This is a genomic window from Chitinophaga fulva, from assembly GCF_012927205.1.
In the GTDB taxonomy this organism is placed as follows: domain Bacteria; phylum Bacteroidota; class Bacteroidia; order Chitinophagales; family Chitinophagaceae; genus Chitinophaga; species Chitinophaga fulva.
On the sequence record NZ_JABBGC010000001.1, the window covers coordinates 1248066 to 1274319 of the forward strand.

Genomic DNA, 26254 nt, shown 5'->3' on the forward strand with positions numbered 1-26254 from the left:
GTTGAAATAAAAATCATTTTTACGGGAGATAGTAACCACGTTTTGTTTTGCCAGCGGCGGAGGACCAGTTGCATTTTATGTTCCACGTATTTTTCGTGATGACCGTTTGCCAACAGCATAGCCTGTTTGCGCGGCAGGAAAACTCTTGCGCACAAACAGGCTACGGGGACGTGAGTTGCCGGTTGATCTAACTTAACTTACTAACGGTATCGCCTATTCCGGATATTATCCGTTGCCGGTTGTTTTAGGCTGGCATCCGGTAATGTCAGCGGCTGCACGCAGCTGCTGTTCCAGGGTATTACCATCCATCAGTGCCCGGTGTTCGATGATCCGGCCGTCTTTGAATGCAAAGGAGCGGAAGCCGCTGGTGACAGCGGTCTGGCCTGTTGCAGGGATACCTCGCCACAAACCGGTATGTTTCATCTGCATGGAGATGCGGACCATGCAATGACCGGGTTCGGCGAGGTGTTCCTCAATGACGGTTTGTGGTTGAAACGACTCGTGTACCATGGCTACCCACTGTTTCAAGCCGGTGGCGTCTACGGGAAGGCCGGCCGGGAGCGAGTAATCTTTATAGGCCGGATGTAGGAAAGTGTCGAGGTTGTTGGTATTACCGTTATTCCAGATTTCGTCGATGAAGCGGACGATCAGATCTTTTTGTTCAGAAAGATGCATATGATGGCTGTTGTTGAGCCACAAAGGTACCAGCAGGTCATCGACCGATATTGTGTCAAACGTCACAAAACGCGGCGGCGTATGCGGCTGAGTGTTTCGCGGGAGATACCGATATAGGAACTGAGTTGTGTAAGAGATACACGTTGCACCAGTTGAGGATGATGCATTAGTACATACTGGTAGCGCTCTTCCGGGGTATGTGTCTTTAGCCAGTCGGCATGTGTTTCACCGGCAATAGCCAGTAATTCCAGTTGTTCGCGGCCAAAAGCAGCGATGGCGGATGATTGCTGATAAAGAGCGGCAAGTGTGTCCTTATGCCAGCGAAGGAGCACGGAACGCTCTGTGGTGGCCAGATGATAGGCCGATGGCTCATTGTTCCGCAGGCTTTTCATGTTAGTGATAAAGTTATTTTCAAAGAAAAAAGCGGTGTTGACTTCCCGGGTATGATGTTCATAGAATGCCCGGCAGGCGCCTTTTTCCACGAGCCAAACATGCTGGCAGGTTTGGCCTGCCCGCAGGATATGGTCACCCAGTTTGACCAAGTGAATTTGTGCCGCATGCCACATTAGTTCTTTGGAAACACTGTCCAGTTGCGACTTGTGGAGGATGGATTCATCGAAACAAACGATTGTTTTTTTCATGTGTGATATTGGTGAAATAAGCTGTCAGTTGTTAAAAATACTCACTACTAGGTATTTCCACAATCCTTTCCTTCACTTACCTTTGTTTCCACAGATGTTTCATATTCATCTGTTAACTGTCACACAAGGCTAATACTGTTCCACAGATCATCATATTTTTACCCCCAAAAAAGGGTCATCTTCTACAGGAAGGGGACCCTTATCCGTTTTTTATATACATTTGTTATCAGAGAGCATTAAAAACCTACGACATTTACGGTTTATCCTATACACTATATAGCAGGACATGAGTACGTATACCGTATTATCCGAGGCTGCCAGTCTTGAAGAAAAGCTGCAGGCCCTTCAGGCCATAGAGCGCGAACTGCCGGCCGTATTTATTGTGATGAACGTGGAGGAGGACTATGTAGAATATATGTCTGAGAACGGACGGCAACAGCTGGACGTTTCCATGGAGGACCTTCGGGCCATGGGCCACAGTTATTATGACACTTACTTCAATCCGCACGATGTGGCTGACTATCTGCCCAAGGTTACCGCTATGCTTACGGCATCGCGGGAGAAGGACATGGCCATTACCTTCTTTCAGCAGGTGAGGCTGGCCCGTCATCTGGACTGGTCCTGGCATCTGGGCACTACCCGGATATTTATGCGGAACGCCCTTGGGACACCCACGCATGTGATCACCTGCGCTATTCCCATTGATCCGCTGCATCATGTGACCAGTAAGGTGAACCGCCTGTTGGAGGAAAACAACTTCCTGCGCCGCAACCAGCATATTTTTGCGGCGCTGACCAAACGGGAGAAAGAGATACTCCGGTTAATGGCCCTCGGCCTTAGTGCCAGCGAAATAGCAGAAAAAGTTCATATCTCTGAGAAAACAGCTGTCACCCACCGACGGAATATCAAAAGTAAAATCGGCGCCCAGTCAGGCTACGACCTGACCAGTTTTGCCCAGGCTTTTGACCTGATCTGACCGGGGAAACCATTTCCCGGAAAATCCCGAAAATTTAAAGCCGGGAATGTGCTCCATATACAGATTTATCTGTATTTTCAGTGCTGTATACCATATTTTTTCCCTGTCTGCCTGTTTTGCAGCAGACTTGTTAACCGATTATTTATGTCTTTTAAAGCAGTTCTCAACATCGACGGAGAAGAGTTAAACGTACTGGAGTGCGATTTCACCTTCAGCCAGCACACCGATCACAATGGAAAGCCTGCAGCGCGCCCCAAAGGAGGCAATATCAATCTGAAAGTGGAATCTGCCGGCGAAACCCATCTTTTTGACTGGATGATCTCCAATACCCAAACTAAAAATGGCAGCATTACTTTCTTCCGCCGCGACTCCATGTCCAGGCTGAAAGAACTGCGGTTTACCGACGCCTATTGCGTAGGCTACACCGAACAGTTCAATGCCGCCAACGATCAACCTTTGCAGATACAACTGTCGCTTTCTGCCAGGGAGCTGAAGCTCAACAACTCCGTGTACCAGAACCCCTGGCCCATGTAGGCCCGAAAAAAGTATTTCACGCAAAGCAGCCACGCGCGAAAAATGCAGCTGACCATGGACGTCCCTGGCCAGTTGGATTCTCATGCCCGTGCCGCTTTGCGTTTTGGCAACTTACCCGCCTACCTGCCTTTGCCCGCATCTTCACGTACGAAATGTGCGTACCTTTATACCGCTGCAGTGAGCCTGCAACGAGGACTATGGAAGACAAACAAGTAATCACCTACCCTAACGGCACCATGACCATGACACGCTGGATGTGCGATGACATACTCATCGGGCATGGCCTGTCGTCCTTCCGGGAGCTGTTCGCCCATCCGGCGCATAGCGATAACGATGTAGTACGGCTGCATTTCGGCCTGCGGGGAGATTACCTTTTCAGCTATCAGCAGCTGGGCAAAACCTATGACCTGATTGGCGGGCATCACAACTTCATGTACTCCCACCCCTTTGATATGGTGGTGGAAAACAAAACCTTTGAGCTGGAGATTTTTGGCATACAGTTCCCGCGGGAAAAGTTCCTGAGCTTTACCCAACAGGGCAACGATCAGCTCAAACGTTTCGCGGATAAAGTAGCTGCCGGTCAACCGGTTATCTTTACAGACACCTGGGGCGCGCTGGACTCCCAGATGGAGCAGGTCATATCCCAGATCCGGTTCAGCAAATACGCCGGCGATTTCCAGCGGCTTTTCCTGCTGTCCAAAAGCCTGGAATTGCTGGTGTTGTCGGCCGAATCCTGCACTGCTGCCGATCAGCGGCAAGCCATCTACCTGAAAAGCAAACAGGACACCGAAAAAATCATTGCGGTGCGCGACCTGCTCAACACAAGACTGGACTCCCCGCCCAGCCTGACAGAGATTGCCCGCACAGTAGGGCTCAACGAATACAAACTGAAGCGCGGCTTTAAAGAGAAATTCAACAACACCGTTTTTGGCTACCTCACCGATCAGCGGCTGCATCTGGCTCATCAGTACCTGCGCGACACCGGCAAAACAGCCGCGGAGATAGCCGCTGAACTGGGCTATGCTACCCCGCAGCATTTTAATAACGCCTTTAAAAAGAAGTTCGGCTTTACTCCTTTTTCGGTTAGAAATAATCCGTAATGCGCAATCCGCCGAATCACCTTTATTTTACTTTTGTGACGTATCACAAGAGCAAAATATTTATCTACCTGTAAAAAACTATCGTATGGGACAAGCATTAATCGTGAGAAACGACATTACCATCAACGCACCTGCCGCCGTGGTATGGGATACCCTGGTCAACCCCGCCAAGACCAAACAGTACATGTTCAACTGCGAAACGGTGTCTGACTGGAAACAAGGCAGCGAGCTCCTTTGGAAAATGGAATATGAAGGCAAGGAAATGGTGGCCGTTAAAGGTACCATCGAAGAGATCATCCCCAACGAAAGGCTGATTTATACCACTATCGATCCTAATTCCAATATCGACGATACTTCTGAGAATTACCTGAAAGTGACCTACCAGCTAAGCCCCAAAGACGGGCAAACCTTGCTGGTGGTAACGCAGGGCGATTATTCCACCGTGGCTGAAGGCGACCGGCGATATAAAGAAGCCATGGACGCTGGTGGCTGGGCTTCTATCCTCACCGAAATTAAAAAAGTGGCGGAAGCCAACTAATAACCGGTAAAAAAAGGGCTTTCACCGGAACCAGCCCTCCGTTTACCTAGTGATGGTTGACTCCCCGGGTGCTGTGTTACAATTTTGTGGTATAAACCCTTTTTTATGACGCAGCTCCCAACATCTTTTCATGTATTGATAGCCGGTGGCGGAATCAGTGGTCTGTCATTAGCATTGTTCCTGAACAAGGCAGGCGTGTCCTGCAGCATCTATGAGGCATATGGTTATAAAGCCACCATTGGCGCAGGTTTTAACATTGCGCCTAATGGCATGAACGTACTGGATGCCTTGGGGCTGGCTGAACGGGTGACAGCCGCCGGAGCTGTGTCGGAAGAGTTTTGCATGCGTAATGGCAAAGGCAAAGTGATCGCCAATTTACCAAACGGCTCTGTCGAAAAGTACGGTCAACAGGGAGTTAGCCTCTCCCGCGCTGCATTGTATGACATCCTGTTACAGGAACTGAAAGAACAAGGCATCACCATTCAATATCAAAAAAGGCTTTGCGATATCCGTCAGAACGAAGATGGCGTGACTGCTGTATTTACCGATGGTACGCGGGTTACAGGCGATGTTTTAATTGGCGCCGATGGTGTTCATTCTGCTACCCGCCAGCTCCTCTTTCCCGAAGCGCCGGTACCTGCCTTTACCGGGATGAAAAACTATGGTGGATTTGCTCCACTGTCTGCCTTACCGGAAATGACTACACGCGAAATCAACAGCCTTAATTTTACTTTCGGAAATGACGGTTTCTTTGGCTACTGCGCTGCCGGCAACGGTATGGCCATGTGGTGGTCCAACCTGCCGTCTGACGCGCCTTTTACCAAAGAAGAGCTGGATTCCACCACCGTAGAAGAAGTAAAAACGTTGATGGAAGACCGTTATAAAAATTATCATGCGCCTATTCCTGCATTAATAGCACAGACGGAAAAAGTGTTGAAGGTGAATGTGGCGGATATTGCTTCCCTGGCTTCGTGGCATAAAGGCCGGGTATTGCTGATCGGTGATGCCGCTCATGCCGTAAGCCCTAGTGCTGGTCAGGGCGCTTCCATGGCCCTGGAAGACGCAATGTACCTGGGCATGCTGCTGCGGGATGCCGGCGTGGGCTCTTATGCCGCCGCTTTCCGGAAGTTTGAAACCGACCGTAAACCCAGGGTGGAAAAGATTGTGGCTGAAGGAAGAAGAAGAGGTAAATCTAAAAATATACTCCGCCCCTGGCAGGCTAAGATCAGGGACTGGATGATGGCGATTTTCATCCCGCTGTTTGCCCCTAAAAATTTCGATTGGTTATACCGCTATAAACTGGACTGGCAAATGAAATACTAACGGGAAGGGGTATATTTGGGTCAAATATATCACACTATGCCATCCCGCACCCCGCAGCCCTTAATTGTTGCCATTCCCCTAGCTTTTGTGTTTGTCATGTACGCCATATTCAATGATGGCATTTCGGCATTGTTCAGTGTGATGGGCCTGGCCTTCATCTTTGGCATTCCTTTCGGTGTGGGCGCGCTGACCATCTATCTGTCTCCCCGGGACAAGGTGGAGAGTCGATCTTACCGGATCATGATGCCCTGGGTACCAGTTGGCATCTTTTTCATATTTACACTGTTATTTGCCATGGAGGGCTGGGCGTGCTGGCTGATGATACTGCCTTTGTTCCTTATAGCGGCATCTGCCGGAGGTGCAATGGCCGGCCGTTTAAAGTTAAGAGATAAGAACAAACAGGAACGCAGATACGTTTCTCTGATCGTTTTACTCCCGTTTGTCATCTCTCCCATAGAACAAATGATCGCTAAGATACCGGGTCAATACAAGGCCTATACTTACATAGATATCCATGCCAGCAAGGAAAACATCTGGAAGAACGTTACCCGCGTAGGCGAAATCGCTGCCACGCAGGACAAGGGCTGGTTTACCCGGATGTTGGGATTCCCTCGTCCTATCAAAGCGGAACTGAATTATGAAGGCGTAGGCGCTTACCGCAAAGCGATCTTTGATAAAGGACTGGTCTTCGATGAAAAGGTAACAGCGTATAACCATCAGCGTAGTATGAGCTTTACCATTCATGCAGATCCTTACAATATTCCTTCCACCACCATGGACGAACATGTGGTGATTGGCGGGGAGTATTTTGATGTGCTGGATGGTACTTATGAACTGGAACCTTTGTCCAACGGGAACTACAGGCTACACCTCTATAGCCATTTTAAACTACATACCACCTTTAATTTTTATGCCAGTTGGTGGGCATCCTGGATCATGAAAGATATCCAGAACAATATCCTGCAGGTGATCCGGCAGCGGGCGGAATCGGGTTTACCAAAAGACCGTATATAACGCTGTCAGGATACCGATGATGATAATAGAGCCTGCGATAAAGCCTGGCGTGGTGCGGAACATGGACTTGTCTATTTCCAGTGCATGCTGCGTCGCCTCTTTCGTTGGCCGGGTGATACTGATGATGATCATCAGGATAACGATCAGCACAAATGTGATAGACATCCTGTCGAGGAACGGGTAGTCCGGGAAGGCACCGTTTGTCCATGTGGGCAGGAATTTCAGCACCGTGGAGATGGGAATGGTCAGCAGTGCGCCGGTGAGCGCGGCGCCGGCGGTGGTCCGCTTCCAGAAGAAGCCGAGCAGGAAAATAGCCAATACACCCGGAGAGATAAAGCCAACGTATTCCTGAATGAATTGGTAAGCCTGGTCCAACGACCGCAATGATGGCGTAACGATAGCTGCCAGCAGCATAGCGATGATGACTGCCCAGCGGCCTACGCTCACCAGCTTTTTTTCGCTGGCTTCGCGATTAAAATATTTCTGGTAGATATCCAACGAGAAGATGGTAGAGATACTATTGGCTTTACCGGCGAGAGAAGCCACAATGGCGGCTGTCAGCGCAGCGAAGGCAACACCTTTCAGGCCGGGAGGCAACAGGTTCATCAGCGTAGGGTAGGCATGGTCCGGTTTAATAACACCGGCGGCATCAGTCATTTCCTGTTGGAACATCCCGTTTTTATGCAGTACGAACATCACAATACCGGGAAGCACGGCGATGACCGGCACCAGCAGCTTCAGGAAAGCGGCAAATAAAATGCCTTTGCGCGCGGTCTGTAAATTGGCACCCAGCGCACGTTGTGTGATATATTGGTTACATCCCCAGTACGCCAGATTATTGATCCACATACCACCAATCAATACAGACAACCCGGGAAGATCTTTATAGTAGGGATGATCACTGTGGAAGATCATATGAAAATGAGAAGGGGCTTCCTTCCGTAGTACGGACAAGCCTTTCAGGATGTTACTGCCATAACCGAACTTCTCTGATAATAAAGTAAGTGCCAGATAGGTGGTTACCAGTCCGCCGATGATCAGCACCGCCACCTGTACCACATCGGTATAACCGATTACTTTCATACCACCGAGCGTTACGATCACAGAAAAGACACAAAGCCCTGCAATGCACCATTCAAAAGGAATGGTGGAGATGGAGGCGATGGCCAGCGCACCGAGGTAGATGATGGAAGTGAGGTTGACGAACACATACACCAACAGCCAGAATACAGCCATGACGGTACTGACTTTATCATTGTACCGTTTGGCCAGAAACTGCGGCATGGTGTAGATTTTATTTTTCAGGTACAGCGGGATAAAGAATACTGCTACTATGATCAGTGTGGCGGCGGCCATCCACTCATAGGTGGAGATAGCCAGTCCGAGGGCGAAGCCGGAGCCGGACATGCCGATGAAGTGTTCCGCTGAGATATTGGAAGCGATGAGAGAAGCCCCGATGGCCCACCAGGTGAGGGAGCCTTCCGCGAGAAAGAAATCTTTGGAGCTGGCAGCTGCTGATTTTTTGCGATGATAAACGTAATACCCGTAGGTGGCGATAGCGATGAAGTAGATAAAAAAGACGATGTAATCCGCTTGTTGCAGCTTATTCATGTGGTGGATGTGTGGAATTTATAAAGTTGGTTGATAAGTTACATTAATTGCTGCGATCCCCCAAAATGGGGGACCTTGTCAGTAGGCAGCAACAAACGGAGGTTTTTCAGAATAGTCAGAACTTTAAGTTAGCCGGGAGATACTTAGCCACGAGATCTTCGTAATAGGAACGAAGTTTATTCCAGTCCGGTGGTACCGGATTTTTGGAATAGAGATCATATGGGTTGAAGAGTTTCACCCATTTGAGCATTTCGTGGTCATGATCATCGAGCAGATAATCATAGGCGCCTTCCCGGTGCCAGGCGTAGAAAGAATGATAGCGCAGCATGTACAGGCCGGATTCCGGCAGATGGTCTTTCATCATCTGGTACACGTATTCATCGTGTCCCCATGACATGTGCACATTGCGCAGGCCGCAGCCGCGTTCATAAACGCCGGTACCTTCCTGGTACACGGTGTTTTGATAGTCCGGATTGTTGCGGAAATATTCCGGATAAACGACTTTATCTGAATAGGGAGCGCCTACGGGGAAGGTGTCGCCAACGACGGCCCATTGAGGCTCTCCGAAGAGGCAGAGTACTTTGCCCATATCGTGCATGAGGCCAGTGAGCACCATCCAGTCGGGATGGCCATCATGACGGATAGCTTCCGAAGTCTGCAGCAGGTGCTGAAACTGGTCGAGATCGGTGTCCGGATCGGAGTCGTCCACCAGCTCATTCAGGAAATTAAAGGCATCCCATACCGGCATTTCCTTTTTGTTGAATTGCAGGAAATCGGCCCTTTTCTGTTGCACAAAATCATATGTCTGATAGGTATGATTGAGCCGATAGAATTCGCGGACAGTATCTCTTTCCGGGGTATCGTAGTTCCGGTATTCATCCACAGATTTGGAAGTGGCGATACTTTCCGGAGTGGGGTACCGTTCCAGTACGGCGTCTTCCCACTGGTCGAGGCTTGTTAGCGGGTTCACTTCTTTTTCAGTGAAGGAAGGCTTTTTGTTATCCATGGCAAGCGGTTTTATGGCTGACTTAAATTTCGGCTATTTTGACAGGATTATTGGCATGGGCGGGGAGTTTTATTTACGAAACCGGTTTCGTAGATTTATCGGACATGAAAAACGTAAACATCAGGGCGCTGGCCCGGGAGTTGAATCTTTCGTTATCTACGGTTTCCAAGGCATTGCGTGATAGCTATGAGATCAGTGCCGCCACCAAAGAAAGGGTGCGGGCTTTGGCTGCTGAGTGGAACTATATTCCCAACGCCTACGCCAGTAGCCTGCGCGGGCGGAGGAGCAAAAATATTGCAGTGGTACTGCCGGAGGTGGCCGACAGTTTTTTTTCGATCGCTATTAACGGCATAGAGGCGGCTGTGAAGGCTAAAGGGTATCACGTGATCATCTACCTGACGCATGAAAGTTATGCCGGAGAAGTGGCCATATTAAAAGATTTTCAGAGTGGCCGGGTAGACGGAGTGCTGTTGTCGGTGTCACGGGAAACCACAGATACCGCGCATGTGCAGGAACTAATGGATAAGGATGTGCCGGTGGTGTTTTTTGACCGGGTGCTGGAAACGCTGGCGGCGCCGAAAATAGTGACAGATGACGCGGAAAGTGCCTATAAGGCCACCGCCCATTTGATAGCGCAGGGATGCCGGGAAATAGCTTATCTCGGTATTTCCGATAGCCTGTCCATCTGCCGGCAGCGGATGGCCGGTTACGTGCAGGCATTGGGTGATCACCAGCTTCCCGTACATCAGCGGAATATGCTCATCTGTACCACCGACGGGGCCGGTAATTTCCAGCTGGTGAAAAAGCTGTTGCAGCGCACGCACCGGCCGGATGGTATTGTGGCCTCCGTAGAAAAACTGACGACCACCGTATACCAGGCCTGTCGGCAACTACAATTACGTATGCCCGAAGACGTGAAACTGGCATGCTTTTCTAATCTGGAGATCGCTACCATTCTGCAGCCGTCGCTGACGACGGTCACGCAGCCTGCTTTTGACATGGGGAAAGCTGCTGCGGAGGTGCTGGTGAAAATGCTGGAAAAGAAACCGCTAACACCGAAGGATATACGTATTGTGATTCCTTCAGTACTGGTGGTGAGGGAATCAAGTGTCAAAACCAGCAAACGATAAAAAATAACGGAAACCATAACCAATGAAAGAACTACAGACTTACATTCATTCCCTGACCCCTTTCTCTGACGACAATTGGCAGCACCTGCTGCCGGCACTCTCTGTGCAACATTTCCGGAAAGACGAATTTCTGTTGCGCGCCGGCGAGGTATGTAATGCCTTGTTTTTTGTCAGCAAGGGTTATTGCCGGGCTTTCTACGATAAAGATGGCGTGGATATCAACGCTGATTTCTTTTTTGAGCAGGACATTGCTACCAATATCAATAGCTATGGCCGCCGGGAGAAATCCACTTTTTCTATACAGGCCTGCGAACCGCTGGAAGTGGTGCGTTTTGACCGGGACCTTTTACTGGCCGCGGCTGCCGCGGACCCACAGATAGAAACGCTGGGAAGACTCTGCCTGCAACGTATTGCGGCAAAGCAGGAGAAACACACGGCGTTGTTCAAACTGATGAGTGCACAGGAGCGGTATGAATACCTGGAGCAGGCATACCCGGAAATGCTGCAACGGGTGTCGTTATCGCAGTTATCGTCCTTTCTGGGCATAGCCCGGGAAACGTTGAGCCGTATCCGGGGCAGGCGGTAGCGTTGCGCGTTTGTGACGATCGTCACAGGATAGATTCCTGTTGCGGCCCTACCTTTGTGTGCAGATAAAAAAATGAAGACGATGACACAAGCTGGAAAAACCGTGGAGCAGTTCATAACTGCCCTGAATAAAGAAGAGATGACCGTAGCCGGAACATTGCTGACGCCCGATTTCAAATTTGTGGGCGTACTGGGCTCCCGTGATGGCGCCGACGTATACATGGAAGATATGGGCCGTATGAAGATGAAATACACGGTCCATAAAATATTTGAAAACGGCGACGATGTATGTGTGCTGTGCGATTATATGATGGGTGACAAAACTGTGTTCGGATGCAGCTGGTACCAGCTGAAAAACGGGAAAATCAACTCGCTTAGGGTGGTGTTTGATCCCCGACCCTTATTATAAAAAATATTAAGCGCGGTTCGCCGCGCTTAATATTTTAAAATCAGTCGGTTAGACTTGATAATTACATTAATGTTAAAATTTCCCCAAAAAAAGACCGTTTAGCCGTAGGGTAAGGCTTCCATTCTGGTACTACCTATCAGGCATGGATAAAAATACCTTTCACGAACTAGTCGACCGATATCTGGACGGCACTGCCACTTCCGCTGAGCAGGCGCTGGTAGACCGTTATTGCGAGCAGCTGGAAACCTCCGGGGAGACCGGGTTGGAGCCGGAAACCGAGGTCTTGTTGCAACAGGTCATGTATGACCGTATTATGCAAAAGATCCGGGCTCCGCGGAAACGTTCTTACAGATGGGCCTATGCCGCAGCCGCAGCAGTGCTGGCACTGGTAGTTGTGGGAGGCGTATTGCTCTTTCCCCGCAAACAGGCATCTTCTGTGGCTGTCACCGAGAATTCAGTTTTTCATAACGATATAAAACCGGGTGGCAATAAAGCCACACTGACACTGGCCAATGGGGCGACAGTCGTGCTGGATGATATAACAGCAGATTCACTGTCGCCACAGGGCAACAGTAAAATTACCCGGACCGGTAACGGGCAACTGAGTTATCAACCATCAGGCGCGCCTCAGCAGGTGGTGTATAATACCCTCTCCACGCCGGCAGGCGGCCAGTTCCGGCTCACCTTACCGGATGGCAGCCGTGTTTGGCTGAATGCCGCCTCCTCCATTACATTCCCTACCGCATTTAACGGCAAAGACCGCATTGTAGAGCTGAAAGGAGAGGCTTACCTCGAAGTCAGCCACAACCCGCACCAACCATTTAAAGTAAAAGTCCGTGATATGGAAGTGTCTGTGCTGGGCACACATTTCAATATCAACGCCTATCCTGACGAAGCAGGGGTCCGTACCACCCTGCTGGAAGGATCGGTGCGCGTGAACAATGACGGACAGTCATATATGCTGAAGCCTGGTCAGCAGGCACAGCTGCAGCCCGACGGGCAATTTTCCCTTCATCAAGTAGATACAGACGACATCATTGCCTGGAAAGACGGGCAGTTTGCCTTCAACGATGCAGATATCCACACCGTTATGCGCCAGGTAGCACGCTGGTACGGCGCAGAGGTGGTATACCAGGGCGCCGTTACCCATCACTTTATGGGTAACATTCCCCGTGATGTACCGGTATCCCGGTTGTTGAAAATGCTGGAGCTGACAGGCCGCGTGTCTTTTGTAGTGGAGGGGAACAAGATTATCGTCAAACCTTAAAGCAAAAACCAATCAATAATCCGCCCAAAAAAATGGCCAGAGATATTCGCAGTATCCCTGGCCGGTGGGCAACCTTAAAATGTCCTGTTTAGAAATTTTATTCATCACCCAAAATCAAATGTATGATTTTAAGAGCTTGGTTCCAAGCCCAGCGTGGTACCCTGTACCCGCCAGCTAATGAGCACTCCGGCAGGTATCCTGCCCGGAGAAAAATCTGGAAGATTATGAAACTGACTGTCATGTTACTGTTGGCTGCATTTATGCATGTGAGCGCGGGCACTTTTGCCCAGACAGTAACGCTTTCTTTAAAGAAAGCGCCATTAACCAGGGTTTTTAGGGAGATGCAACAACAAACAGGATATTCCTTCCTGTATTCCAAGGAAGACCTGCAACAGACGGACAATGTAAACCTTGATCTGAAAAATGTGCAGCTGTCGGCCGCGCTGAAGCAGTGTTTTGAAGATCAGCCGCTGACTTTCACGATCGTGGACAAGGTGGTGATCATCAAACGGGCTAACAGTGCTTCCGCAGGGCTGTTGGCCGTTGAAAAGGTAGCAGCAATACCCGTTACCGGCACCATCACTGATAGCTCCGGCACAGCATTGCCCGGTGCTTCCGTGGTGATCAAAGGAACTACCCGCTCCGCTATTTCTGACGTGGACGGCCGGTTTAATATCGATGCCAAACCTGGTGATGTACTGGTAATCCGCTATGTAGGCTTCAATACAAAGGAAGTGACCGTAGGCAAAAATGCCGGCATACAGATTAAGCTGGAACAGCTCTCCAGCCGCCTGGCAGGCATTTCCGTAGTGAGCACCGGTTACCAGACCATCTCCAAGGAACGCGCTACAGGCTCTTATTCTACCATCACCGCCGATGATATGGCCGGTAAAATGCAAACCGGCATACTGGACCGCCTCGAAGGGATGGCTGCCGGTATGACTTCCTATAAAGGCAAAATGCAGATCCGCGGGGTAACCACCTTAGGTACTCAAACCGCTCCCCTATACGTCATTGATGGGATGCCCTTTGAAGGGGACAGCGCGGTGATTAACCCTGCCGACATCGCTACGGTTACTGTGCTGAAAGACGCAACCGCTGCTTCTATCTACGGCGCCCGCGCTGCGAATGGCGTGATCGTGATGACCACGAAACAAGGCAAACCCGGCGCGATGAGAGTTACTTACAACAACGCTATCAAATTTACGCCACTGCCCGGCAGAAGCTATAATAACCTGATGTCCAGCGCTGAACTGGTGGACTTTCAACGGGACATGTTCAACTATCGCTCCGGTGACTATAGCGCCATTGATCCCCGTAAAGCCATGAACGACGTATACCGGTTGTTATACGAACGAAAGGGTAATAAAATCACAGAAGAGCAGTTGCAACGCGCATTGGACGTATATCGTAACAGTGACCGCTATGACCAGGTGAAGGACGAACTGCTGCGCAAAGCGATGGTGACCAACCAGCACACACTGGGCCTTTCCGGGGGAAGCGAAAAATACCGCTATAACCTCTCCGTGAATTATCTCGGTACCAATCCGTATGAAAAAGCCCAACAGTCGCAACGAGTGGGTTATAACCTCCGCAATAGTTTCTACTTCACCAAATGGATGCGTGTAGACGTAGGCGTGTTAGGAAGCAGCATCAAAGAAGACTTTGATAACGGATTCCTGGGTATGAAGAATTTCAACGCCGGAAAAGCGTCCTATTATATGCTCCGTGATCCGAACGGGCAACCCACTCAATGGTACCTGAGCAAGTCCCAGTATGAAATTGACCGCCTGAAAGGTTTAGGTCTGCAAGATGAAACCTATCGTCCGTTGGAAGAACTTGGCCGTCAACGTTACACCAGGAAAGGCAACTACCTGAACCTCAATATTGGCGCTAATTTCAGGATCATTAACGGGTTATCACTAGATGTACGTTATCAGACAGAGCGTATGGACACTACCATACAGCAGTTATACCGCAAGAATGCCAACGTGGTAACGACTATGCTCAATGACGCTACTCCTATCATCTCAGCAACATCCCTGCTGCCGCTTGGTGGCCAGTTTAATGAAACAAGGACCAGTGTCGCAACGAATATGCTGCGGTTACAACTGAACTACGAGAAACTGATTGGCGATGATCATGAAATCCAGGCATTGGTGGGCGCTGAGCGGCGTCAGGTAAGGAATACTTCCACCAATATCCACAAATACGGATATGATGAGTACAGTCTCAACTATAAACCGATAGATGAACTGGCACTGAGTCAGAATCTGAAAAATATGCAGTCGCTTTTTGGTCAGTTCCGACTGGATAGCAGAAATAAAGACAGAGAAAGAGGGTTCCGTGACCTGGAAGACAGGTTTGTGTCCTTTTACGGCAATGCTTCCTATTCTTATAAACGAAGGTTGACAGCATCCGGTAGTATCAGAATAGATCAGTCCAACTTGTTCGGTACAGACCCTAAGTATCAATATAAACCCATGTGGTCAGCAGGCCTGATGTATGTAGTGAGCGATGGCGGAGATATCAGCTGGCTGGACCGCCTGGCGGTACGTGCTACCTACGGTGTGAATGGTAATATTCCCAAGGACGCGGGGCCTTATATGATCACAAGAGACGATGTTCCCAACTATCTGACCAATGAGTCACAAGCCTATGTATACAGTCCGCCTAACGCCGGATTACGCTGGGAAAAAACCAAGGTGGCCAATATCGGTGTTGACCTCACTACACTCGGTGGCAGACTGACCGGCTCTGTTGAATTCTATAATAAAAATACATCTGATCTGCTGGGCAACATGACAGCAGATCCTACGCTGGGCTGGAGCTCCTATATTGTCAACTACGGTAATATGTATAACCGCGGTATAGACATTACCCTGACCAGCGTTAATGTCAAAACCCGTGATTTCCGCTGGAATACCACCTTTAACTTTAACTATAACAAAAATGAGTTGACCAAGCTGGATGTGTCTGAGAATTCAGTATACGGATATGTGTACGCAGCACAACGCCGGAAAGGTATTCCGCTGGATGGATTATACAGTATCCGTTACGCCGGGCTGGACGCCAGCGGCCGGCCACAGGCTTATACCAAGGACGGAAAGATCGTGAAATCCACGCAGAACTTAACTGTTGACGATCTGGTATATAGTGGAACAACCATTCCGCCTTATTCAGCGTCTTTACAGAATACCTTACACTATAAGGATTTTGATCTCTTTTTTATGTTCATCTATTATGGTGGCAACGTCATGCGTGATGCGGTAGCGCCTTATCTGACGAAGTTTCCAGAGCTGAACTATACCACCAATATAGACCGCCAGGCACTTAACTACTGGAAAAAACCGGGTGATGAACAGAACCCGGATCTTGCACCGGCTTATTTCAGCGGTGCTTCCACCACTACCACCGTGCTGTGGGAAGGAGCTGATAAGCACATCAGCAAAGCATCCTATATCAAACTGCGTGATATAACACTGAGTTATAATCTCCCGTCAGCGCTGCTGAAGAAGGCTTATATACAAAGTATGCGGGTGAGCTTCCAGGTACAGAATGCATGGCGCTGGTCTGCTAACAAACAAAACCTGGACCCGGAAGTATGGAATGGTACTATTATCAATGCTACCAGGGGATCAATGATACCTCCGAGCTACACAATTGGCGTAAATGTTAATTTCTAAACGGAACAAACATGAAGAAAATATTCATTCTGTTACTGGCAGGAGCATCTTTTGCAACATTGCCTGCCTGTAACAAATACCTGGACATCAAACCGAAAGGATATACCATTCCCGAGTATTTTGATGACTATCAAAAGCTGATCAATAACACCAGCCTTACTGCTGCAGTGGGGGCTTATCCTGCCTATATCACAGATGATGTGGAAGGCGGAGAGGATAATGATATCAATCAGCAGGCGTCTTATTCATTCTACGCTGTGTATAAACGTAACCTGTATGCTTTCTCTCCAGGACAGATATTCGAGCAGAATAGTGAGGACCCGCAGTGGAACCCATCCTATGCTAATATCTATGTTTGCAATACCGTCATCAATAATGTGATGAAGGTGGCAGATGCTACCGAACAGGAGAAAAAGCGCCTGCGCGCCCAGGCACAGGTAGCCCGTGCATTTGAATACCTGACATTGGTAAATATCTATGCCGAACAATATGATCCAGCTAACGCTTCTGCTGCATTGGGTGTTCCGCTGGTGTTAACGGAAGATATTACACAACCCTATGAAAGGAAAAGCGTAGCTGCTGTATATGCACAAATCAAACAGGACCTGGAAGAAGCATTGCCCAACCTGCCGGACAATGTACCTAACACGCTGAAACCAGGTAAGAGCGCTGGCTATGGCTTGTTGAGCCGCGTGAACCTGTATATGGGAGATTATAAAGCAGCGCTTGAAAATGCCAACAAAGTACTCGGTGTGAATAATGCACTGATGACTTATACCTCCTATGATGTCCAGAAGGGAACCTGGGGACGTGTATATAACCCCGTGGATAAATCAGCTTTCCCGGATGGAAATCTCAATAAGGAGACTATCTGGTACCGGAGAGGTACCCCCAGCTCTTCCAGTATCTTCACCGAAGTATATGCTAATCCGGACCTGATCAATGTATTTAAGAAAGATCTGCCGGCAGGTGCTACGGACAAACGTTTTAGCCTGTTCTATTGCAACGGGGAAGCCCTCTTTGGCCCGAATAAAATATTATTCCCGGGCCGCGTACTGTGGGCTGCTTATGTTGACTTTAATTTAGGCGTTGGTACTGCTGAATTGTACCTGAATGCGGCAGAGGCTGAAGCCAGAACAGGCAGCAAAGACAGGGCGATGCAACTGATCAATACCCTGCGGGACAATCGTATTACCAACAATCAGCCGCTGGTAGCTGCCGATAATGAAGCAGCGCTCCGCCTGGTGCTGGAAGAACGCAGAAGGGAACTGGCCCTGATGGGGTACAGCCGGTTGGCCGACCTGAAGCGGTTGAATAAAGACACCCGTTTCGCTAAAACCGTTACCCATACCCACAACGGACAAACGTATACGCTGCCCGCCAACGATAAGCGTTATGTGTTCCCCATACCGCCTAAAGTGCTGGCCATGAACCCCGGCATCCCGCAATACGAACGCTAAACTTTATACCGCCCGGAGGTAGCCATTCCTCCGGGTCAACACTATTTTTATGAAAAAGATATTATCAATGCTCTGCCTGCTGGTAGCGCTGAAAGGAATGGCCCAGGAAGAAATCGCGTTTAACAACGCCACCTGGCAAGCCTCCCTCGACCAGGCTACCAAAGAGAACAAACTGATATTCCTCGATTGTTACACCTCCTGGTGCGGTCCCTGCAAATGGATGGAGAAAAATGTATTCAACGTACCGGAAGTATTCAACTATTATAATCAGCACTTCATCAACACCAAACATGATATGGAGAAAGGTGAAGGAGTAGATTTGAGGAAGAAGTACAATATCCAGTCTTTCCCTACCTACCTTTTCATCAATGGTAAAGGAGAAGTGGTGCACCGCACCGGTTCCCGCATGTCTGTGGAGGAGTTTTTGGAAGAAGCGCATATGGCTACGGACCCTAACCGCAACATGTCGTCCCTCTCTGCCCGCTACAATGCCGGCGAGAGAAGCGTTCCGTTCCTGCTGAATTATTACCTCGCCGTGTATAAGTCTGACCGTCGTATGGCTGCGAAAATCGGAGAGGAAATCACCACGGCAATACCCGAACAGGATTTAAGCACTCCTCTTGGTTGGAAGGTGATCAAACACATTGCGCAATCCGGCAATGACCGCCTGGGTAAATATTATCTGGCCAACCAGACGCAGTTTGCCTCCTACGCTGGTCAGGAAGAACGTGATGCCCTGACCGACCGTCTTATCTCCAGTACACTATATCCTAAAATCTATAACAACGATGAAAAAGGATTTTTTGAAGGGTTACCGCATTTCAAACAGTCTAAGATGCCTGAAAGACAGCGACAGGCTGTGATGCTGGAAGCCGAATGGTATTTCCAGCGGGGTAACCTGAAAGAATATGTGAAACTGACGGATGCAGCCATGAAAGGAGTACTGAAAGCTGATGCAGAGAAACTGAGCTTCCTCGCCCGCCGGATCAACGGCAAAAGGGACGTGGATGCTAAAACCACCCCTTTCCTGCCACAGGCCTATAAAATGGCTAAAAAAGCGGCGGCACTGGATCCGGAAGAATACAGCGTCCAGAGTACTTTTGGATGGGTATGCCTTTCTATGAAGAAAAAAGAAGAAGGCCTCACTGCTGCACGTAAAGCGCGGGCGCTGGCAGACGCTGAAACATCCAAAATCCAGAAACTGGCCCAGGAGCTGGTGGACCAGCTGGAAAAATTATAATATACCTGACCATATCCCGTGAAAAAAAGGGTGTAGCCGTATGGCTGCACCCTTTCCTTTTTAAAAAGGACTTGCATTATTTCACCGCTAAAGTTATCTTCGCCCTCACCAACCATCTAGAATGGATACACTTGTTACTTCCTGTTTGTAGGCCCGCAAACAACAGGTAGCGATTCATGTCGGATTACAACACATATACGGATGATCAGCTTTGGAGCCAGATAACACTGGACGATCAGGACGCTTTTACGGCGGTGTACAACCGTTATTGGAAAGTATTGTATGTCCGTGCCCGTAATGTGTTGTCCGACAGTGACCTGGCAGAGGATATTGTACAAGAAGTATTCATCTCCCTATGGCATCGCCGGCAGGAAGTGGAAGTGATACACCTGAAAGCCTACCTTTTTCAGGCCGTCCGCTTTCAGGAACTAAAAGCCCTGCGTAACCTCAAATCCGACACGAATTTTTACGAAAGGCTGGCCCATATTTCCAAAGATCTGCTGCAACATGAGCCCCTGGCCTTTAAGGAGCTGGACAGCGTCCTGCAGCGGGTATTGGCGACTTTCCCGGAAGACCAGCGCGCCATTTTCAGCATGAGCCGCGATGAAGGCCTCACCTACCGGGAAATAGCGGACAGGATGGAAATCTCCGTCAAAACAGTGGAGAAGAAGATCTCTCAGGCGTTAGGTGCCATCCGCAAAGGGATGGACAGCGCTTTCCCCTTATTACTGGGTGTGATCGCGGTGCTGGAACAAAACAATAACTAGTTACCTGCCTGGTAAACCCCTCTGTCTATCGTTATGCCCAGCCGCTGATAAAACGCTGCGGGCTGAAACCCAATCCGGTTATACTCTTCCAGCACCCTGGTTTTGGCATTGTCCAGGCTGCCCTGGTTTTTCCAGGTGGCAACGGTGACGATGGAAACCTGCCCGTTTTCCCCCTGCTGCTGATATACCTGGTCTGTGATAAAGCCTTCCAACTGGCGGATGAAGTTCCTGTTATAATTCACCCGTTCCGTGAATTCCGCCACAGCCTGGGCCGGTACGGTGAATTTATCAATGAAATACACCTCCTCCTGTTTAGCCGGCGCTGTTATATTTGCTGGCAATATCCCTATCTGTTGAAGGAATCCCAGTCTGTCAGTCAGTATTTCATGGGAGATGACTTTCCCGTTCTTAAAGGTGTAGATCCCTGTTCCTTCGTTGGTAAGGGCCTTATGGGTGGGCGCCATTCCGAGATATGGTGTCTGGTGGGTGCATGTCATTTGTTGTTTAACAAAGACTTTATCGCCGTCTGCGGCTATGCTGACGATCGTCCATTGGGCATCGGGAAACGTCTGCAACAGCGAGTTCAGTTGCGCCATAAAGCCGGGTATGCCGCTGACTCCCAGGTTATTGGTATAATCTGCTGATACCAGTTGACCTACTTTATCCAGTTGCCGGTGATTCAGCGTTTGTTCATAAAATTCAATGATAGCGGCTTTGTGTTGTTGTACGGTATCCATGGTTAATTTTTTTGTGGCGTGAATGTTTTTGATCTGCGGGTAAGCGGCGGTGCCTGTAAGTAACAGGGCGCACAACGATAATCGTGTGATCATGTGATATTTGTTTAGTACCACAAAATTGAGGAATACGGTAGCCGTATCATTGTAAAAAATCAGTGATTTTACCAGAAAGAGGGCGCCTGAAAGAAGGCGGTGGGTGTAAGGCCGGTAAACCGCTTGAAGCTGCGGTTGAAATGCGCCTGGTCGAAATAGCCTGCATCCAGCGCGAGATGGGTTAAGTTCCTGCCTGCTGGCGGCTGCTGCAGCACAGCCCTCATTCGGATGATGGAGGCCATTTGTTTCGGTGTAGTGCCCATCACTTTGCGGAAACGTTTTTCAAAGGCATCCTGGCTAATGTAATGGGATGTTGCCAGCGCTTTCATATTAACATCTCCGTTAGCGATGTGGATTTGTTGCAGCGCATTCAGTACCAGCGTGTCCTGCCTGGGGAAGCGTAGCTGTGCCAGCAGGAAATTATCCAGCAGCAGTACCCGTTGTGCATCAGTGGTGGCGGCCGATAACTGCTCTTCCAGATCTGTTATCTGTTGCCGGTTGATGAAATGGTCCAGTGAAACGCTGTGCTCAAATAGTTCATGCAACGGTGTTTTGAAGAACGCCGCCGCACCGGCAGCCTTGAACTGTACTATCATGGTGGCGGTATCCGGCTGATAGTTAATCAGCCGGACAGTGTTTCTGAGCCCGGAAATAACAGCGGCCGGCAGTACAACAGTGGATTGTTCTCCCTCGAGGTAACGGACCTGCCCTTTAAACCGGAACGCGATGGCGGGCGTGGTATCCGGCAACACACGGTTCACCTTTTCATCCTGGCTTTCGATGACTCTGTAAACCTGGATGAAAGGCTGAAGGTGTGGTGATGGCAGATACGTCTTCATAACAGGATAAAGATAATTATTTAATTGTTGACTGCCGGCGTAATCATTTTATCTCCACCCTCCTCCCAGGGCCCGATACAACTGAATGATTCCCTGTATTTTTTGCATTGTATCTTCTATGCTATGGGTTTGAGCGATCAGGAGATTGTTTTCAGATGTAAGTACATCAATATAGTTTGTTGATGAATTGTATTTTAATAATTCTTTGATGAAGGTGACTGACTGTTCCAGGAACTGAAGCTGCGTTGATCTCTCCGCATGCTTTTCTTCCGCTGTTTCAATGACAAAGAGTGCGTTGGATACTTCCTGACTTGCCTGCATCATTATTTTTTGAAAGTTATACATGGCTATCTGTTGATCCGCTTCCGCAGTTTTTAGCCGCGCTTTATTTTCCCCTTTGGCCAGAATGGGTTGAGCAAGACCACCGGCTATATTAGCAAATAAACTGGTTCCGGAAAACCAGTTGCTGAAGTCAAAGCTGGAGAATCCACTGCCGCCTGTGATGGTGAGGGAAGGATAAAAGAAGGACCTGGCAACGTTTGTGTTTTCAAACGATGTTCTCAATAATTGCTCTGCCTCCTTTACATCAGGTCTGTTTCCCAATAGTGTAGCGGGAACGCCTACACGAAAATCAGCCGGGAGGCTGAAGCTGGACAAAGCTCCTCTCTTTATCGGTCCTGGTGCTCTGTTCAATAAAAGGCAGATGGCATTTTCTGTTTCCCGGATCTGTTTTTTTACATCCGGAATAGCCACTTTGGCATCCGCGTGATTGGCCTTGCTCTGTACTACAGCGGCGCCATTTACTATATTGGAGGCATTCAGTGCCTCCATTGTTTTCACATCTTCCTGACGGTTCGCGATGGTGCTGTTGAGTAGTTTGAGCTGTTCGTCCAAAGAAAGCAACAACACATAGTTTGTGGCGATATCAGCAATTAATTGTGTCTGAACAGCTCTCTGCGCAGCTGTAGTGGCCATTAACCTTGCATAGGCTGCCTTTTGGGCGCTGCTCAGTTTTCCCCAGATATCTGCTTCCCAGCTGGCCGCAATGCCCACATCGTATTGCGTGGCTTCTTTTACAAAACCGAATGCTTGCGGAAAAGCCAGTTTCGACTGTTTGATACCAGCGTTGCCGGTTAATTCAGGCAGAAATGCCTGCTTGCTTTTCCAGAGATAGGCTTTTGAAATAAGTATCCTCTGATAGGCGATTTTCAGATCGGTATTGTTGTCAATGCCTTCCTGTATCAGGCTTTGCAGCACGGTGTCGGTAAAAAAAGAATGCCATGGTATGGTAGCAATCGTATTACTGTCTGTTGTCAGCTGTACTCTGTATTGGGCGGAAGGAGGGGGAGCTGGTTGCTGATATTTTCTTGTTACCTGGCAGGAAGCTATTACGATCATACCGGGTAATATCCATTTATATTGAATTTTCATTTTGTTCCTGAGTTTGAGTGAAAAAAATCAGATGATAGAAACATCCGGCACCTTTTGGAATGTAGTTTCAGGGACACTAAGCTTCTCCTGCAGGTGCTGGCAAATAATAAACAGGGTTGGGATGATGAAAATTCCAAAGACGGTTCCGATCAACATGCCACCAACGGCAGCGGTCCCAATGGAACGGTTACTCATGGCGCCTGCGCCCTGAGATAGTATGAGCGGGAACAAGCCGAGAATAAAAGCAAACGAGGTCATTAAAATGGGTCTCAGCCGGGCGGTGGCTCCTCCGATGGCTGCACGGGCAAGGCTTTGTCCTCCCCTCCTGTTCCGTAGTGCGAACTCTACGATCAGGATGGCATTTTTGGCCAGCAGCCCAATGAGCATGATCAGGCTTATCTGAACAAAAATATTGTTATCAATGCCCAATAATTTCCCGAACAAAAAAGCGCCGGCTATGCCTATGGGTAGTGAAAGCAGCACCACAAACGGAAGGATATAACTTTCGTATTGTGCGCACAGCAGAAAATAAACAAACACCAGGCATAACAGGAATATGATAACAGTTTGGTTGCCACTTTCCACCTCTTCCCTGGAAAGCCCTGAAAATTCATAGGTGTACTTTCTGGGCAGGGTTTGACTGGCCACTTCCCGGATGGCCTTAATGGCATCTCCGGAGCTATATCCCGGTTTTTGTAAGCCGGTTACGGCAGCGGAGTTGAATAAATTGAACCTGTTGATGAATTCGGCACCATATGTTTTTTTCAGGGTGACAAACTCAGAAATGGGCGCCATCAATCCTTTATTAGTACGTACATAAATGCCATTAAGGCTTGTGGGCGTTGTTCTGGATCTTTGATCACCCTGCACCATTACCCTGTACTGTTTGCCAAACCTGTTGAAGTCAGATGCATAAATTCCGCCATAGTACCCTTGCATGGTGGTTAACACGGTATTGAGCGCTACACCGGCTTGTTCGCATTTTTCCACATTTACCTGTAACTGAAACTGGGGGAAATTGTTGTTGAAGGAAGTAGTAGCGTACAGTATCTCCGGCCGCTGATTTAAGGCGCTCAAAAACTTGTTTGTTACCTGGTTGAACTGGTTCATGTCGCCATTGGAACGGTCTTGCAGATTAAACTCAAAACCGGTGGTGTTTCCAAAACCGAGCAAAGTGGGTGAGGCAAAGAAGATGATTTGTGCCCCTTTGATATGCGCCGTGCGTCCGAATAGCTGGCCAACGATACTTTGAACATCCTGACCTTTATGTTTACGCTGTGCCCATGGCTTCAGGCGGATAAACAGCGCCGCGTACGAACCACCGGCGCCACTGATCAGGTCCTGCCCGGCAAGTCTTGTAACGGACGCTACTTCCGGAACAGCACGCACAATTTTTTCCACTTCGTCGGATAAGGCTGCGGTCCTTTCCAGGGAAGAAGATGGTGGTAAAATGATGTCGCTGAAGATAGCGCCTCCATCTTCGTTGGGCACGAATCCTGTGGGCGTGGTTTTTATCAGCAGCCAGCAAAGCACAGAGAATACAATAATCATCGCTGTCGCGATCCATCTTCTTTTGATGAGGAATTGTATAGCCCTCTTGTATTTTTCGGTGGTTGCTTCGAAGGCGGTATTGAAACTCTCGTAGAACCGGTGTAATCTTCCTGTTTTTACTGCCTGTTGATGGAGGTGATGTTTCAGAAAAATGGCGCACAATGCAGGGCTCAGGGTTAATGCATTAATAGCCGAAATCATAATGGCAATGGCCAGTGTTAACCCAAATTGCCTGTAGAACACCCCGGCGGAACCGTTGATGAATGACACCGGGATGAACACCGCCGCCATGACCAGTGTGATGGAAATGATCGCGCTGCTGATTTCACTCATGGCGTGAAGCGTTGCCTTTTTAGCGTCATGTGTCCCCTGGCTCATTTTGGAATGTACGGCTTCCACTACCACAATAGCATCGTCTACCACGATGCCTATGGCCAGTACCAGGGCAAATAACGTCAGCATGTTAATGCTGAAACCAAACAGCTTTAAAAAGAAGAAGGTGCCAATAATGGCGACGGGCACTGAAATAGCTGGTATGAGCGTGGAGCGGAAATCCTGCAGGAATACAAATACAACTAAAAATACAAGGATGAATGCTTCTATCAGGGTATGTGTTACTTTTTCAATGGAAGCATCGAGAAATTCATTGGCGTTTAGGAAGATTTTATAGTGTAATCCGTCAGGAAAGTCTTTGGCGCTTTCTTTCAGGATTGCTTCACATTGCTGTATCAGTTCATGTGCATTGGAACCTTCTGATTGGGTAATGGCTACCGTTGAAGTGGGATGTCCGCCGTCGGTGACTGCGCTGGTGGTATAACTGAGCGCTCCCAGTTCGACCTTGGCCACATCTTTGAGGTACAACGTATTCCCTTTCTCATCTGACCTGATAACGATCTTGTCAAATTCAGCGGCGGTTTTGAGCCTGCCTTTGTATTTCATAACGTATTGAAAAGCCTGGTCACCGTTTTCGCCGAACTTACCGGGAGCAGCTTCGATGTTCTGTTCTGTCAGCTTCTGAATGACATCTTGCGGAATCAACCCGTAGGTGGCCATCACTTCGGGTTTCAGCCATATGCGCATGGAGTAGTCATGTGCACCGTAGATAAAGGCGTCCCCAACACCGGGCACACGCTTCAGTTGTGGCATGATGTTGAGGTTCACATAGTTTTGAAGGAAAGTTTCATCATAGGATTTACGGGTACTGTACACATCAAAAATAAATACGAGGCTTGCCTGCCGCTTGCTGGTAGTAATACCTGATTTGATCACGTCAGCCGGTAAAAGGCTGGTCGCCTTTGTGACCCGGTTCTGAACGTTGATGGCGGCCAGGTCAGGATCGGTGCCTAGCTTGAAAAATATGGTGATGGTGGCGGTGCCGTCATTACCTGCACTGGAAGTCATATAGGACATGTTCTCCACACCATTGATCTGTTCTTCCAGCGGCACGATAACACTATTCAAAACAACATCGGCATTGGCTCCCTGGAAGCTGGTTTTCACTTCCACGGTGGGTGGGGCAATGTCGGGGTACTGGGATATAGGCAGGGTAAACAACCCCAGTAAGCCCAATATCACAATGATGACTGATATAACAGTTGATCGGACTGGTTTTTCTATAAAGCTGCGTAACATATTGTATGT

Annotated in this window: 22 protein-coding genes; 14 read left to right on the plus strand and 8 right to left on the minus strand. The window is 48.9% G+C overall.

The window, feature by feature from the left end:
• Positions 1-225: 225 nt before the first annotated feature.
• Both HHL17_RS05290 and HHL17_RS05295 read right to left on the minus strand, forming a co-directional pair.
• Positions 226-741 (minus strand): ester cyclase, encoded by a 516-nt coding sequence (locus tag HHL17_RS05290; protein WP_169223719.1) that lies wholly within the window; start codon positions 739-741, stop codon positions 226-228.
• The gene (locus HHL17_RS05295) at positions 738-1316 is read right to left on the minus strand and encodes a Crp/Fnr family transcriptional regulator (RefSeq protein WP_169223720.1); all 579 of its coding nucleotides are present in this window, start codon (positions 1314-1316) and stop codon (positions 738-740) included. Before HHL17_RS05295 ends, HHL17_RS05290 begins: the two co-directional genes overlap by 4 nt.
• A 286-nt stretch (positions 1317-1602) precedes the next feature.
• Between HHL17_RS05295 and HHL17_RS05300 the strand changes: the two genes are divergently transcribed.
• The 6 genes from HHL17_RS05300 to HHL17_RS05325 all read left to right on the plus strand — a co-directional run bounded on the left by HHL17_RS05300 (position 1603) and on the right by HHL17_RS05325 (position 6801).
• Positions 1603-2292 (plus strand): helix-turn-helix transcriptional regulator, encoded by a 690-nt coding sequence (locus tag HHL17_RS05300; protein ID WP_169223721.1) that lies wholly within the window; start codon positions 1603-1605, stop codon positions 2290-2292.
• Positions 2293-2436: 144 nt separating this feature from the next.
• Entirely contained in the window at positions 2437-2826 is a 390-nt protein-coding gene (gene tssD / locus HHL17_RS05305) for a type VI secretion system tube protein TssD (protein ID WP_169223722.1), read from the plus strand.
• 197 nt (positions 2827-3023) lie between these two features.
• Positions 3024-3926, plus strand: a complete 903-nt coding sequence (locus HHL17_RS05310) for a helix-turn-helix domain-containing protein (protein ID WP_169223723.1) — start codon at positions 3024-3026, stop codon at positions 3924-3926.
• 85 nt (positions 3927-4011) lie between these two features.
• Entirely contained in the window at positions 4012-4464 is a 453-nt protein-coding gene (locus HHL17_RS05315; RefSeq protein WP_169223724.1) for an SRPBCC family protein, read from the plus strand.
• 105 nt (positions 4465-4569) lie between these two features.
• Positions 4570-5787, plus strand: coding sequence for an FAD-dependent oxidoreductase (locus tag HHL17_RS05320; RefSeq protein ID WP_169223725.1), 1218 nt, complete (start codon positions 4570-4572; stop codon positions 5785-5787).
• 36 nt (positions 5788-5823) lie between these two features.
• The gene (locus HHL17_RS05325) at positions 5824-6801 is read left to right on the plus strand and encodes an SRPBCC family protein (RefSeq protein WP_169223726.1); all 978 of its coding nucleotides are present in this window, start codon (positions 5824-5826) and stop codon (positions 6799-6801) included.
• Here the strand turns inward: HHL17_RS05325 and HHL17_RS05330 are convergent.
• Both HHL17_RS05330 and HHL17_RS05335 read right to left on the minus strand, forming a co-directional pair.
• Entirely contained in the window at positions 6781-8412 is a 1632-nt protein-coding gene (locus tag HHL17_RS05330; protein ID WP_169223727.1) for a sodium/sugar symporter, read from the minus strand. The genes HHL17_RS05325 and HHL17_RS05330 overlap by 21 nt on opposite strands.
• A 115-nt stretch (positions 8413-8527) precedes the next feature.
• A complete protein-coding gene (locus HHL17_RS05335) occupies positions 8528-9418 on the minus strand; it encodes an inositol oxygenase family protein (protein ID WP_169223728.1) in 891 nt (296 codons plus the stop codon).
• A 104-nt stretch (positions 9419-9522) separates the two neighbouring features.
• Here HHL17_RS05335 and HHL17_RS05340 point away from each other — a divergent pair, with 104 nt between their 5' ends.
• From HHL17_RS05340 to HHL17_RS05375, 8 genes are all read left to right on the plus strand, one after another.
• Positions 9523-10548, plus strand: coding sequence for a LacI family DNA-binding transcriptional regulator (locus tag HHL17_RS05340; protein ID WP_169223729.1), 1026 nt, complete (start codon positions 9523-9525; stop codon positions 10546-10548).
• Positions 10549-10570: 22 nt separating this feature from the next.
• Entirely contained in the window at positions 10571-11134 is a 564-nt protein-coding gene (locus HHL17_RS05345; protein ID WP_169223730.1) for a Crp/Fnr family transcriptional regulator, read from the plus strand.
• Between the two features lie 81 nt (positions 11135-11215).
• Positions 11216-11542: a nuclear transport factor 2 family protein gene (locus HHL17_RS05350; protein ID WP_169223731.1), complete on the plus strand. Its 327-nt coding sequence runs from the start codon at positions 11216-11218 to the stop codon at positions 11540-11542.
• Positions 11543-11684: 142 nt separating this feature from the next.
• Positions 11685-12809, plus strand: a complete 1125-nt coding sequence (locus tag HHL17_RS05355) for a FecR family protein (protein ID WP_169223732.1) — start codon at positions 11685-11687, stop codon at positions 12807-12809.
• A gap of 122 nt (positions 12810-12931) precedes the next feature.
• Positions 12932-16495 (plus strand): SusC/RagA family TonB-linked outer membrane protein, encoded by a 3564-nt coding sequence (locus HHL17_RS05360; RefSeq protein ID WP_169223733.1) that lies wholly within the window; start codon positions 12932-12934, stop codon positions 16493-16495.
• Positions 16496-16506: 11 nt separating this feature from the next.
• Positions 16507-17955 (plus strand): RagB/SusD family nutrient uptake outer membrane protein, encoded by a 1449-nt coding sequence (locus tag HHL17_RS05365; protein WP_169223734.1) that lies wholly within the window; start codon positions 16507-16509, stop codon positions 17953-17955.
• Positions 17956-18004: 49 nt separating this feature from the next.
• A complete protein-coding gene (locus HHL17_RS05370) occupies positions 18005-19195 on the plus strand; it encodes a thioredoxin family protein (RefSeq protein WP_169223735.1) in 1191 nt (396 codons plus the stop codon).
• Positions 19196-19371: 176 nt separating this feature from the next.
• Complete coding sequence (locus HHL17_RS05375) at positions 19372-19962, plus strand: RNA polymerase sigma-70 factor (protein ID WP_169223736.1); 591 nt, start codon at positions 19372-19374, stop codon at positions 19960-19962.
• Here HHL17_RS05375 and HHL17_RS05380 read toward each other — a convergent pair.
• The 4 genes from HHL17_RS05380 to HHL17_RS05395 form a co-directional block, all read right to left on the minus strand.
• Complete coding sequence (locus HHL17_RS05380; protein WP_169223737.1) at positions 19959-20792, minus strand: ester cyclase; 834 nt, start codon at positions 20790-20792, stop codon at positions 19959-19961. The genes HHL17_RS05375 and HHL17_RS05380 overlap by 4 nt on opposite strands.
• Before the next feature lie 68 nt (positions 20793-20860).
• Positions 20861-21631 (minus strand): helix-turn-helix transcriptional regulator, encoded by a 771-nt coding sequence (locus tag HHL17_RS05385; RefSeq protein ID WP_169223738.1) that lies wholly within the window; start codon positions 21629-21631, stop codon positions 20861-20863.
• A gap of 48 nt (positions 21632-21679) precedes the next feature.
• A complete protein-coding gene (locus HHL17_RS05390) occupies positions 21680-23062 on the minus strand; it encodes an efflux transporter outer membrane subunit (protein WP_169223739.1) in 1383 nt (460 codons plus the stop codon).
• A gap of 27 nt (positions 23063-23089) precedes the next feature.
• A complete protein-coding gene (locus HHL17_RS05395; RefSeq protein ID WP_169223740.1) occupies positions 23090-26245 on the minus strand; it encodes an efflux RND transporter permease subunit in 3156 nt (1051 codons plus the stop codon).
• Positions 26246-26254 lie beyond the last annotated feature (9 nt).